Consider the following 13,326-nt stretch of genomic DNA (forward strand, 5'->3'; position numbering starts at 1 on the left):
TTAATTGATCGACATTTCCAGTTCACGAAGTTTAAAAAGATATTCTTTCTGTAGCGCTAGATCAGGAATAGCAACAGAATTATTTCTATCCGGTTTACTTACATTAAAGTAATCAAATATTTGATCGAGTGCATCGAACATATTAACCAAGGGAAATTCAGTATCTCTTAAATGATGAATAAGTTTTAAAGTTCGGAAGCCGTCAAACCAGTTTCGTTTTTGTTTTTCTATCTGCCCAATGTTCTTTGAGTTAGATATGATCTTGCTCAGAGAGTTTTTAAAATCATTATTTAGCAAAAAATTATATAACTCTTCCGAAATTATTTTTGATGCTTGCAGAAACTCCGACGGAGATGATTCAGTATTACTAAATGATTCTAACCATTGTTTTAAAACGATGAAACATCTTATATCATACAAAAGGTATTCATCTTTTATTCTGTCGAGAAAACGTCCAACACGTTGTCCGGTGCCAAATGGTACTCTCCAGCTTCTTCTGCCTGAAGGATAGACTAATGGTTTTTTTATTGTATGAATACTTGTGACCTTTGAGAGCTTTTCAAGAAAATAAAAATCTTCAGCGGCTTTCTTTTTATTCATTCCGCCGATCTTGATGTAACTTTCAACATCACAAGCCATCGATGAACCAATTGTTTCAAATGCATAAGGTGAATTGGCGAGTTTTAATCCGACAACATAATAACGAAGGAATAATTCGTAGCAGATTATCGCATCACTAGTGTTGATATTTGTTTCAACAGGATGTTCAAAGTTTAATGATGCTGCAGATAAGTTTTTTGAGTTAAATTCATCGACAATTGTTTTAAGATAATTCTCTGATACTTTACAATCTGCATCAAGACAGATTAAAATATTTTTATCTGGTGAAGAATAGTTAAAGTGAAGTAAAGCTGCATCCATTCCAATCTTTCTTGCAAGCCCGACTCCTGCGTGTTTATGATCCATTTCATTACCGGGAGTTGTGGCATCAATAAAACCTAAATGCCGTATAACGTTTACGTTGTGAAGTTCATCTTTCAGATAGTTTATTGATTGCAGATTATTATTTTTTACTTCATCAGAATCGGACTTTGAGTTGTTAATCACAAATAATATCAAGGTATCGTTTAGATAACCGGAATCATTTTGTGATAAAGATGATAATACAATTTTTATATTTTCAGATTCAGCGACGCAGGGAATTACGATGATATTGTGGAAGGTTTGTTTGCTGTTAGTCTCAACATTATAAACCTTTTCAGAAAATTTGTTGAGATAGTTCCGGACAAACAGAGGAATATTATTTGAATCAGTTGACAAATAAATTCCTCTCAATTATTTCTTTGGCTTTATTGAATGACGGTTCTTTGATCCAGTTTATATTCACACCTTCGCGCTCCATTTTTCTGAACCACGTCATCTGGCGTTTTGCAAAAGCATTAATTGCACTGTTAAGTTTCTGGAACATATCATTGTAGTTCAATTCATTCAGAAGATATTGTGATATGAATTTATATTCGAGTCCGAATCTTTGCAGACGTTCATGCGTAACACCGTTTTCATGAAGTTGTTTGACTTCTTCAATCATTCCTTCATCTAATCTTTTTTTCAAACGTGATTTTATCCTTTGTATAATTACCTCTCGCTGAGGTGAAACCCCGATGATAAGATGTTTGGCTTCTATCTTTATTGACGAAGTTGACTGTGAATGTTGATGAACAACGATTGCAGAAATAATTCTATCCCGTTCAATGAGGTCAGTTGTGTTATGTAATTCAGGATTAACTTTTAATAGCATTTTCTTCAATTCGTCGGTAGGCAAGGATTCATATTCTTTTATATGTTCTGTATCAAATTCAGCTTTATTCATCTTGTAGTTTTGAAGAATTGAACTCAGATACAATCCGGTACCACCGACAAGAAATGGAAGTTTATTGTGGGAAATTATTTTAGTTATAGAATTTTGAACATCCCGCTGAAATTGAAAAACGTTGTATTCATCGACAGGCTCAATGACATCTAAAAGGTGATAAGGAATCTTCTTTCCGTTTACCAGGTAATCATCATAATCTTTTCCGGTTCCGATATTCATTCCTTTATAAACCTGGCGTGAATCTGCAGAAATTATTTCACCATTAAAATGAAAACATAATTGTGCTGCGAGTTTTGTTTTACCGCAGGCAGTAGGGCCTAGAATGGTTATTAATTTGCGAGGCATGATTTGTCACAACACAATCAAATGTGTGTTTAGTTTTTAACTATAGGCACAAGGATGATGAATGTTGTCCCCTCACCGGGAGTACTTTGAACATTTATCGTCCCGTTCATATCAGTAATTATTTTTTTAGTGATAGATAACCCGATTCCTGTTCCACTGTTTCCGTTTCCGGATACAAACGGTTCAAAGATGCTGTCCTTTATATTTATTTGTATTCCCGGTCCTTCATCCCTGATATCAATACGCGCAAAATCATCATCCGAAGTACACGTGACATAAATGTTCCCGCCGTTGGGCATAGCATCACAAGCGTTTTTAGCTATCTGAAAACATGCCTGATAAAACGCACGCTGATCAATTTCAATTTTAGCAGTGCTTTCAATCTTCTTAAACAATTTTACATTCCTGGATTCAACATATTCTGATAACAATGTCAGTATTTCATCAACAATACCGCTGAGACTTTTTACTTCAGTGGACAACGATTTTTTATTCTGTGCAAAATCAAATGTGGTTTGAACCAGATCAATGACAGAGTTTGCCTGACTGGTAAGCATATCCAGAATATTTTTCACCTCCGGAGTAACATTTTGTTTCTTTAGCAGGTTTGAATAGTGTTTAATTGTAAGCACAGGTATTTTGATATCCGATATAAGAAAGTTAGAAATTTCTTTAAGCGATAATAACTTCCCCTCGCGTATAACATCATTGAACCTTGTTGAGCGGTCGATTGCAGCGATAAAATGTTTGGAGAGCAAATTAAGTTTGTGTTCATCGTGACTGTCAAAAACTCCTTTTGAACTATTTAACAGTTGAAGCACAGCGAGAACTTTTTCTTCCGATGAGATTAATGGATAACACATCATATTGATGACTTTATATTCAGGGGAAATTTCAGCCCCATGGACGAACATTGTGTCATTGCTTATATCATTTTTGAAAATAATTTCTTTTTTATTTAAACATTCTTCCGCAATAGTACCGGCTTCAAAAATTGCTAACTCGCTCAGAGGATTGTTTTCTTTCAGATCCGCACCAGAATTTTTAATAACCTCATCGGATATAAAAACCACTCCTTTATCCGCATCAGTAATCTGTTTTGCCGTTTGAATTATACTTCTGAATGTTTCTTCAATGTTTATTCCTGAATGAATATTTATATACTGATCATCGTCGATAGTTATTTCTTCATCTTTTCCGGCGGCATTAAATTCCTGATCTGGTCGAGAAGAATAGTAAGAAGGTTCCGGTATTGTTTCAGGCAGTTCCTCTACCTGTTCGTCCTTGAGTAATTCTTCATTCGCCGAATTGGATTCAGTATTGAACTCTTCTTTTTCATGCTCAACAGTATCAGAAAACCTGATACTGGTTTCGTCATCAGGTTCTTCAAGGAGTTCCTGTTTAAAAAATTCTTCTTTATTAATTCCCGGGTGAATGTTCAACTCAACATATTCCGCATGCTGATCATCAAGTTTTAAACTTGAAGAAATTTCAGGAATTTCAACCGGTGAGATATCTATGTTTTCAATCTTAGTACGCTCTCCGGAACTTTCTGGCAAACCAATTTTTTCAGTGGTTGTTTTTAATTCAAGCCTGGCTTCTTCTGAAAGATTATAAAGGTCAGTTGAAGTTTCGGGCAGACCCAGATTGGTCAATAATGGTTTGTTAAGAGAAGACAAATATTCCAGTTCTTTTCGGCTTATAGTATAAAGCAGGCAGTCGGTCATTGCAACAGCAGAAGATCTTCTTGAACACTTTGCAAGAAGCTCATCATCACCGAAAAACTCATCGCGGTATTTTCTGATAACACCTCGTTGTTCCTGTGTCCAGATAAATTTTATTTTTACTTCTCCCTCAAGTATCAGATAAATTAAATTACTTTCCTCACCCTTCTGGTAAATAATTTCGCCCTCTTTCAGTTCCAAAAAATTCTGAGGATTGAATTTGAGTTTTAACTCTTCTTCAGATACACCTTTGAAAAGTTTATTCTTTTTAACAGCCGCAGAATTTTTATTTTGAAACATGATTTTGGTTTATATTTGTTAGGTAATATTTCACTGTTATAAGTATAATGAATTCCACAGAAATAGAAAACGGTACGAGGCATATTTATAAGAATGATCCTGCTCTTGCGGCAATAATTGATGCTGCGGGAGTGTGCACAATCAGAAAGAAAAAGGATTTTTATCACGCTATGCTGCGGTCAATCATAGGGCAGCAATTATCAGTTAAAGCAGGCGACGCAATCGAAAAGAAATTTTTTACATTCTTCAAAAATGATCCGTCACCTGAACACATTTTAGAGGCGACTGATCTGCAGTTAAGAAACCTGGGGATGTCATGGGCTAAAGCGAAGTACGTGAAAGATCTTTCACAAAAGATTGTGGACGGTGAAATACATTTTCGTGGTCTGGATAAAAAGACTGATCAACAGATCATTGAAGAACTGACAAAAGTAAAAGGTGTCGGTGTATGGACGGTTCATATGTTCCTGATATTTACTCTATGCCGTTTGGACATACTGCCGGTTTCTGATCTGGGTATAAGGAAGGGAATTCAAAAATTATATCGGCTCAAAAAATTACCCGATGAAAAAAAGATGATAAAAATTTCCCGGACAAATAACTGGAGTCCTTACAATAGTATCGCATCGTGGTATCTCTGGAAAAGTCTCGACCTGAAATTATAATAACGAATCTTAAAAATAATATCTGCATCTCACGCTATGGATGAAAATTTAATTATTCAGCAGGCAAAAGAAGGAAACAAAAAGGCATTAGCCGAACTGGTTAAAAATTATGAACAGACCGTTTATAATTTTTCATTCAAGATTTGCCGCGACAGGGAAAAAGCTGAAAATATAATGCAGGAAACTTTTTACAGTATGGTAAAATCACTGCATCAGTTTGACGGAAATTCGAAACTTTCAACGTGGCTTTACAGGATTGTTTCAAATCATTGCCTTATGGCAGCTCGCAAACTTAAAAATCAGCAGTTTGTTTCATTAGAAAATGAAGACGGACTTTATGAGGAAAAATATATTGCTGACTGGGAAACTCTTCCTCATAAGAGTACCGAAAATGAAGAACTTAGAAAAATTCTGGATGATGCCATCGTAAAACTTTCGCCGGAGTACAGGATGGTTTTTCTTTTAAGAGACGTTGAAGGACTATCGACCGAAGAAACAGCGAAGGCGACTGATCTTTCGGTGCCTGCGGTTAAATCCAGGCTGCATCGTGCCAGAGCCTATTTAAGAAAAGAAATTGATGAGGCGTTCAAAAAATGAAACAAGAAACTGTAACCTGCAAAGATGTTATGCATCATATATGCGAAAGTCTTGGAGAAGATCTTAATTCTGAAAGATGCATAGCAATTAAATCACATCTTGATGAATGTGACGGATGCAAAAGCTACTTCAAAACAGTTGAACTGACTATTGATTATTATAAAAAGTACAACGTGGATATGCCGAAAGATGCACACAGCAGACTAATGTCTTTTCTTGATCTTAAGGATGAATAATATTTTTATAACAGAGGAGTAAAACATGCCAATTTTCGAATACCAGTGCAGTGAGTGTAGTTCCAAATATGAAGTGCTTGTCAGAAACACTTCTGATGAACAGGAAATAACCTGTCCGAAATGCAAATCAACAAAGAATAAAAAATTGTTTTCAACCTTTGCGGCATCTGTAACAACATCAGGTTCATCATCAGTATCAGGATGTTCTGATGGTTCTTGCGGGGTTCCGTCTTATGGCGGATGCAGTACAGGAATGTGCGGGTTGAACTAGGATAATCATGAAAAGAACAATAATAATTTTTACAGCGTTAATAATTTACAGCTTAATAGGTTGTGCACAGGTTGATCCTGCTGCTAACATTTCTATAGTCCAGTTAAAAGAGAAAATGAGTAATGATACATCTCTTGTAATTCTGGATGTAAGAACACACCAGGAACTTTCAGGACCCTTAGGAAAACTAGATGGCGTTATTAATATTCCTGTCCAGGAACTAAGTCAAAGAATAAATGAACTTGATACTTATAAAGGCAGGGAGATAGCAGTGATTTGCAGGACAGGTAACAGATCGGGATCCGCTACAACAATTTTGCGTAAAGAAGGATTCAACGCAAAGAACGTTTTAGGAGGAATGGTTGAGTATAGAAATTCCGGGACGAAAAATTAAATCTGACCGAGCTCAGTTAATCTTCTTTGAGATTTTTCTTTTGCAAACTTATCCCTGAAATCCTGTTTGGGAAGTGCTAAAACTTTTTTAAGCATTTTTATTTCATCCTGTTCGCGTTCCAGTTTTCTGTAGGTCCTTGCAAGCTGAAATGTAGCGACAATCATATCCGGCTGAAGTTTCAAAGCTTTCAAAAATAATTTTTCCGATTCCTCATAACTGCCTTCAGGTACTTCGCCAAAAAATGTATTAGCAAACAGTCTTTCAATCCAGCTTAACGAGGCTATTTCACGATTATATATTCCGAGTATCACATACGGCAGGTAATCATTAGGATTTTTCTTTAAAGATATATCCAGGTTCTGCCTGATCATCTGTGCATATTTAACTTTTTCTTTTCCACCCTTGAACATCGCAATATTTCCGTATGACATCGCCAGGTATGTATAAACTGCGGCACTGTCGGGATATTTCTTTTTGAATATCTCGGCGTATTCAACAGCTTTGTTAATATACTTTTCTGCCTCTTCCCGATTTCTTAATTCTTTAAATTCCTCGCCTGCGTCATTGTATGTGCGCGTAAGCTTTAACAGCACTTCATAGTTATCCGGTGCAAGTTCAAAAGCTTTTTTATAAGAGTTAACTGCATTAATAATTTCATACTTTTTATAATGTTCATCGCCTTTTTTCAGAAAGGTCTGCACATCATTCCCATAAGCCGGGAATAGTAAATTTAAGAGGAGAATAAAAATCATATAAACAACTTTCAGATTTTCTCTCCAAAAATAAATCTTTATTTCATTTAACAATGTTAAATTAGGGTTAAAATTTTTCACCAATACTTTTTCTGAGAATTGTTATGAAAAAAATATTTATAAGAATCCTGATAACATTTGTGTTTTATAATTTCAATTTATTTTCTCAAACAGATGAAGGAAACCCGATGAGTAAAAATGATTTTGTGCCGGAATGGGCAAAGAAAGTTGTGTGGTACCAGATTTTTCCTGAACGATTCCGGAATGGTGATACATCTAATGATCCGACAATTGAAACTCTGAAAGGCTCCTGGCCACATGATCATACATCTGATTGGGAGGTTCATCCGTGGGCATCAGACTGGTATGAACTTCAGCCGTATGAAAAGAAAAATGGTAAAGATGTTTGGTTCAATATTCAAAGGAGAAGATACGGTGGTGACCTGCAGGGAATTATTGATAAACTTGATTACTTGAAAGAACTCGGAATCGGAGCTATATATCTTAATCCTGTTTTTGAAGCCCCTTCAATGCATAAATATGATGGCGCAACTTATCATCATATTGATCCTAATTTTGGTCCTGACCCTGAAGGCGACAGGAAAATGATACAAAGCGAAATCCCTCATGATCCTAAGACATGGGTCTGGACTTCTGCTGATAAATTATTTCTTCAACTTGTAAAAGAAGTGCATAAAAGAGGGATAAGAATAATTATTGATGGTGTGTTCAATCATATGGGAATTAATAGCTGGGCATTTAAAGATGTTGTTGAAAAACAGGAAAAATCTTTATACAAAAATTGGTTTTCAATTACTTCGTGGGATGATTCTGTCAAGGGAACTAAATTCAAGTACAACGGCTGGTTTGGCGTTAAAGAACTTCCAGAAATAAAACAGGATGAGAACGGTGCTGTAAAAGAACCACGCGAATATATTTTTAATATAACAAGAAGATGGATGGACCCGGATGGCAACGGAAATATTGCTGATGGAATTGATGGATGGAGGCTTGATGTAGCATTCTGTATAAAACATGGTTTCTGGAAAGACTGGCGTAAACATGTTAAGTCAATTAATCCTGAAGCATACATTGTTGCTGAGATCGTAGATAAAATAGAAGTTAATCAGCCTTATCTAGAAGGTGATGAATTTGACGCGGTAATGAATTACAACTATATGTTCGCAAGTATGGAATATTTCTTTGATAATAAAACGAGAATAAAAACATCAGAGTTTGAAAAGCTTCTTGAAGATCTTAGAAAAGGATTCCCTGGTTGTGTTTCTTACGTTATGCAGAATTTATTAGGAAGCCATGACTCTCAGCGAATGGCATCCTATCTTGTTAACAAAGACAAATACAAAGTGCGTGAATGGGGAAAGAACTTTGATAACTTCAAAGGTTCCAATCCAAAATATGATACACGAAAACCAACAGATACTGAGTATGAGATTATCAAACTCGCATTAATATTTCAGATGACATACATCGGTGCTCCATATATTTATTACGGTGATGAAGCCGGTATGTGGGGAGCTAACGATCCTGACTGCCGTAAACCAATGGTGTGGGATGATCTTGTTTATTTAAATGAAACAAATCTTCCTGATCAAAAACAAAAAAGTAAAGCTGATAAAGTTCTCTTCAATAAAGATTTATTTGAGCATTATAAAAAGTTGATAGCAATTCACAATGAATATGAAGTGCTGCAGACAGGAATTTATAGAACGTTATTTACAAACGATGAAAAAGAACTTTTTGCATTTGAAAGATATAATGATAAAGATCAGGTCATAAGTATTGTGAATAATAGTTCAGCACCTCAAAGCATTGAACTTAGCGTTAAACACAACGAGTATTACAAGGACTTGTTGAACGGAAATATTATTGAAGTGAAGAATGGTAAAATAAATTTTGAATTAAAATCAAAGTGGGGAGCCATATTGCTCAAAGATTATTATAAATAATCTGACTCAACTTTGAAATTGAATTCGACTTTGGAAAATTTTTGACTGACATTGTCATAAGTATTTTCAGCAAAAGTCACGTTGTTATCTTTATCAATTAAGATAACTGTAGAACATCGTGTTCCATAGGGTTCACTTTTAATAAACATTGGTGAAAGTAATCTCTCCAATTGAATTCCAACACCTGAATCGGGTAGAGTATTATCCGGTGCTGGTGTTTCATCATACATTAGTTCAAAAACTTTGTTAGCATCAACGTGATTGGAATCAAGCAAATCTCTTAATTTCTTTTTACCGGATTCGACTTTGGGCCAGTTTGTATTTAACAGGTGATTGCTGAGTCCATGAATTCCTTCATTAATAATTTCAACTTTGCCGGTGATGTTTGAAAAGAAAAATAGCTTTTTAAGATTACCATAAATCAGGTTAAAGCCATTATAGTTTTTCCCTTCGGTCATAAGTATTTCGGAATAATCTTCTGCTGAAATATTATTCACCAAAAAATTCTTTACTAAGTTACCGCGGCTGGGTGCGGATAGTTTTATCGAACTGAGGTCACGGTAGTTTGTAATTGCAGCAAACTTTCCATTGCGTGTAATACCAAGCCAGGTACCGCCGTCTTTGAGATCTTTTCCTGCAAGAAAAAAATTATGCTCGTCCCAGAATTTTGCTTTTACCGCGGGTCTGCTATAAAACTCATCGCGGTTTGCAGCGATAATGAAAGGGTATTTTTTCAAATATTTTCTGGCTAAAAGAATCAGGCACATAATAGGTATTAAAAGGATAAAAATATTATTTTTGCAGAAAGTTATGATGTTATTCTTTATTAACAAAACGGGACAAACAATTTGCGGATTATAAGTTAATGATGTTTGAAAAAATCGTGGTCAAAGCCACATCTGCTGAGGTTGTAAAACTGAAAGAACTTCTTAAAAGACTTGAAGAATCAATCTCTGATTTGATTATCGGTCCCTTGCTTTTAGGCGAACTGGGACATGACTTTATAGTTAGTTTTAATGTTGATGATAAACACTATCGTATGATAATCGAAAAACTAACAATGAATAAAATCAAGGTTCTGACTCTCGATGATAAGATCATTGAGATCATCAACGCAACACCGATGAATGTTAATGTTGAAACACGTCTGGAAGAAGTAAAGGAAAAAGAGCAGACGAAACTTTCACCCTTTGAGGTGCAGGATAAGGTTCTGGATGAAGCAATTCAAAATGGTGACTATGAAAAAGTAATACAGATAGCAATGGATATTCGCAACAACGGTGATATCGTTGAGCGGGCAAAAAACAATATTTCCTACACTTTGTTTATAGCTATCGAGAAAGCTTATCACAAAGCGCTTGAAAAGAAATACGAAATTCCGAAAAGTTTTACACGACTGATTGAAATTTCTGCGGATAACAAATTGAAGACATTACAATTCACTGAACTTCTGAAGTATGCCGGGGCAAGGGCTGTGAATCTATCTGCATTACAGAAAGAACACTTTAGAAAACTTATTCAAATTTGTAACGACAGCAAACTGATTAATTATGTTAACATAAAAGCAGCAGTCAAATTTTCGGAGATTGCTTTAAAAGATCAGGAGCAATACCGTTTTGAAATTGATCTAGCTGTCAGAGAGTTGAACATCAAATGGCTGCAGATAGTTTTCGATATCGCCTCTGTTGAGTTTAGTGCAGAAGAACAAAATCAGTTCAACGAACTTGTCGACTTTATCAGAGCAAAGAGATCCGCACCCGGAAGTACGGGCTCATAATTATTCAATAACTATCTCATCTATCATTATCCAGGGTTTACCGCCTGCCTCAGGATGCCATTCCGGTAACACATCAACATTCTTTGCGAACACTTTGATGAACCTTCCTTCAATATTATCAAACAACTTTTCATAATTTTTAATTGTTGGATCAGGATTTCTCATAGATGATGGAAATTGTACCCTGTGATTATTACTATAATTTACTCCGTCAGTTGAAAAAGAATATTCAACATACTCAGGAAAAACAACCCATGAAGACGTTGCCTGAATAAAACAAGCTGATATTTTATTAACGCTTTGGTTTGAACCAAGATCGATCACAGCCTCGAAATCAGTTCCGTTAAATCCCTGCCACATACCATCACGGAAATTATCTGTACCGTGTAATCCGTCAACAAGTGCGTTGTTACCGGACGAAGGGTAATTCTTGTGATATGGAAAAGTATATTTTACGTTTCTTGAAATGCCTTTATGTATAGAAAAACTTCTTTCTGAATTGGCAACATTGGTTTGATTTACAAATGCAGCCACTTTTACTGTTGATGTCTTATCAATTAGGAAAGGATTTATCTGTATGCGGGAATCAGGTTCTGGTTCACTTCCATCGGTGGTAAAATAAATATCGATATCATCCTGAAGTTTTTCAATCTCAACTTTAAATGAATTTGATTGATTATCGTAAACTGAATTAATTTTAAATGGAACTTCTTCGGGTCCGTAGCTCACACCGAGTCTCTCAAGATGTTGATAATGAAATTTAACTCTGCTTAGAAATTCGTCATAATTTCTTTCAGCGGGATATGACCAGACAACTTCGGAAAGAGCAAGAATTCTTGGAAAAAGTTTGTTGTCAACTTTTTCCTGTGGGGCATATTCACTCCACATATTACACTCACCGCCAAGTATATGTTTTCTTTCATCAGCATTCAACTCAACAGGAACCGGATCGAAAGAATAAACTTTTTTAAGGTCAGTTGTTTCTATTCCGTAGTCAAAATAACAATGTGAAGTTGGTGATACGATAACATCGTGACCTTGTTTCGCGGCATCTATAGCGCCTTGCAAACCTCTCCAGGATTGGACAGTTGCTTCAGGCGGCAGACCTCCCTCAAGTATTTCATCCCACCCGACAATTCTTTTTCCTTTTGAGTTTACAAATTTTTCTATCCGTTTTACAAAATAACTTTGCAGTTCATGTTCATCTTTTAAATTCTCTGATTTAATTCTTGCCTGGCAGTCAAGGCATAATTTCCATCTGTCTTTGGGAACTTCATCACCACCGATGTGTATGTTTGTACCGGGAAAAAGATCAATGACTTCTGCAAGGACATCTTCCAAAAAGTTAAAAGTATTTTCTTTGCCGGCACAGTAAACATCTTTATAAACACCCCATATTGTTCCAACCTCAAACGGTCCGCCGGTACATGAAAGTTCAGGATAACAAGAAAGTGCGGCAACTGAATGTCCCGGTAATTCAATTTCAGGAACCACTGTAATAAATCTTTCCGCGGCATACTCAATCACTTCCTTTATATCATCCTGAGTATAATAACCGCCATATACTGAACCATCGTCATAAGTTCTGAATGCACCTTTATCAGTAAGCAACGGATATTTTTTTATTTGAATTCTCCATGCCTGGTCTTCGGTTAAATGCCAGTGGAGGACATTCATTTTATGAAATGCGAGTAAGTCGATGTATAGTTTTACAAATTCTTTCGACATAAAATGACGGCAGCAGTCAAGGTTAAGCCCGCGCCACTGGAATTTAGGGTAATCATATATTTTAACCGATGGGATTTTAAATTTCTTTTCTGTTAACGAAAATTCATCGCAGGGCAGCAACTGTTTTAGTGTTTGAACCGCGTAAAATAATCCTTCTGCTTGTAAAGCTTGAAGAAAGATATTCCCTGCATTTACGGAAATTCTATAACCCTCCTTTTGCGGGATCATACTTTCATCAACTAATTCAAAAACTAATTTATTCACTTTTATGTCCGGAGGTGAAGTTGAAACTTCTTTTTTTATTCCGAGTTCATCCAGAAAATCACAAAAGTATTCAGCAATTTTTTCTGCTGATTTATCGCAATAAATTTTAGTCTCTTCGGAAAGAAGAAAATAGTCTTCACCTATCGCAACTAATTGTGGTTTAGGAACTATGCTGATGTCTTGCTGGCTCATAAGGTTTGTTATTAAAAAGATTGGAAGAAGACAGAATAAAATTTTCATAGCAGTAATATTTTTGTTTAACAGAAAATTGTCGCTGCAAATTAATCAATAAAGTTTGTTTTATCGACATTAACTTTTCTCGAATAAAGCTTTGACTTTAGTCGACTCAAAAGTTAGTTTCACATCACAGTAACTATGCTTCAATCACTTCACTGGCAATCAAAGAGTTTTACACATTTTAATCGGAGGAATT

13 protein-coding genes are annotated in these 13,326 nt (G+C 35.6%); 7 read left to right on the forward strand and 6 right to left on the reverse strand.

The genetic code is table 11. The features are described from left to right. From IPM56_00765 to IPM56_00775, 3 genes are read right to left on the reverse strand one after another with little or no spacing between them, the layout of a single operon-like run. The gene (locus IPM56_00765; protein QQS36515.1) at positions 1-1,320 is read right to left on the reverse strand and encodes a hypothetical protein; all 1,320 of its coding nucleotides are present in this window, start codon (positions 1,318-1,320) and stop codon (positions 1-3) included. Further along, the gene (miaA, locus tag IPM56_00770; protein ID QQS36516.1) at positions 1,310-2,218 is read right to left on the reverse strand and encodes a tRNA (adenosine(37)-N6)-dimethylallyltransferase MiaA; all 909 of its coding nucleotides are present in this window, start codon (positions 2,216-2,218) and stop codon (positions 1,310-1,312) included. The genes IPM56_00765 and miaA overlap by 11 nt, the downstream gene beginning before the upstream one ends. Before the next feature lie 29 nt (positions 2,219-2,247). Further along, entirely contained in the window at positions 2,248-4,242 is a 1,995-nt protein-coding gene (locus tag IPM56_00775) for a cyclic nucleotide-binding domain-containing protein (protein QQS36517.1), read from the reverse strand. 47 nt (positions 4,243-4,289) lie between these two features. Here IPM56_00775 and IPM56_00780 point away from each other — a divergent pair, with 47 nt between their 5' ends. Genes IPM56_00780 through IPM56_00800 form a run of 5 tightly spaced genes read left to right on the forward strand, consistent with a single transcriptional unit; the run spans position 4,290 to position 6,405 of the window. Further along, positions 4,290-4,907: a DNA-3-methyladenine glycosylase 2 family protein gene (locus IPM56_00780; protein ID QQS36518.1), complete on the forward strand. Its 618-nt coding sequence runs from the start codon at positions 4,290-4,292 to the stop codon at positions 4,905-4,907. 36 nt (positions 4,908-4,943) lie between these two features. Continuing rightward, the gene (locus tag IPM56_00785; GenBank protein ID QQS36519.1) at positions 4,944-5,504 is read left to right on the forward strand and encodes a sigma-70 family RNA polymerase sigma factor; all 561 of its coding nucleotides are present in this window, start codon (positions 4,944-4,946) and stop codon (positions 5,502-5,504) included. After that, entirely contained in the window at positions 5,501-5,740 is a 240-nt protein-coding gene (locus IPM56_00790) for a hypothetical protein (protein QQS36520.1), read from the forward strand. The genes IPM56_00785 and IPM56_00790 overlap by 4 nt, the downstream gene beginning before the upstream one ends. Before the next feature lie 25 nt (positions 5,741-5,765). Next, complete coding sequence (locus IPM56_00795; protein ID QQS36521.1) at positions 5,766-6,011, forward strand: zinc ribbon domain-containing protein; 246 nt, start codon at positions 5,766-5,768, stop codon at positions 6,009-6,011. Between the two features lie 7 nt (positions 6,012-6,018). Continuing rightward, positions 6,019-6,405 carry a rhodanese-like domain-containing protein gene (locus IPM56_00800; GenBank protein QQS36522.1) on the forward strand — a complete coding sequence of 129 codons (387 nt, stop codon included), beginning with the start codon at positions 6,019-6,021 and terminating at the stop codon, positions 6,403-6,405. Here the strand turns inward: IPM56_00800 and IPM56_00805 are convergent. Beyond that, complete coding sequence (locus tag IPM56_00805; protein QQS36523.1) at positions 6,402-7,106, reverse strand: hypothetical protein; 705 nt, start codon at positions 7,104-7,106, stop codon at positions 6,402-6,404. The two genes, IPM56_00800 and IPM56_00805, sit on opposite strands and share 4 nt — an antisense overlap. Positions 7,107-7,261: 155 nt before the next feature. Here IPM56_00805 and IPM56_00810 point away from each other — a divergent pair, with 155 nt between their 5' ends. Continuing rightward, positions 7,262-9,124 (forward strand): glycoside hydrolase family 13 protein, encoded by a 1,863-nt coding sequence (locus IPM56_00810; GenBank protein ID QQS36524.1) that lies wholly within the window; start codon positions 7,262-7,264, stop codon positions 9,122-9,124. Here the strand turns inward: IPM56_00810 and IPM56_00815 are convergent. Next, the gene (locus IPM56_00815) at positions 9,115-9,861 is read right to left on the reverse strand and encodes an NRDE family protein (protein QQS36525.1); all 747 of its coding nucleotides are present in this window, start codon (positions 9,859-9,861) and stop codon (positions 9,115-9,117) included. The genes IPM56_00810 and IPM56_00815 overlap by 10 nt on opposite strands. A gap of 128 nt (positions 9,862-9,989) precedes the next feature. Here IPM56_00815 and IPM56_00820 point away from each other — a divergent pair, with 128 nt between their 5' ends. After that, the gene (locus IPM56_00820; protein ID QQS36526.1) at positions 9,990-10,901 is read left to right on the forward strand and encodes a hypothetical protein; all 912 of its coding nucleotides are present in this window, start codon (positions 9,990-9,992) and stop codon (positions 10,899-10,901) included. On the opposite strand, the gene IPM56_00825 is transcribed toward IPM56_00820, so the two are convergent. Continuing rightward, the gene (locus tag IPM56_00825; protein QQS36527.1) at positions 10,902-13,085 is read right to left on the reverse strand and encodes a family 20 glycosylhydrolase; all 2,184 of its coding nucleotides are present in this window, start codon (positions 13,083-13,085) and stop codon (positions 10,902-10,904) included. Positions 13,086-13,326: the final 241 nt, after the last annotated feature.

The sequence above is a fragment of the Ignavibacteriales bacterium genome, from assembly GCA_016700155.1.
In the GTDB taxonomy this organism is placed as follows: domain Bacteria; phylum Bacteroidota; class Ignavibacteria; order Ignavibacteriales; family Ignavibacteriaceae.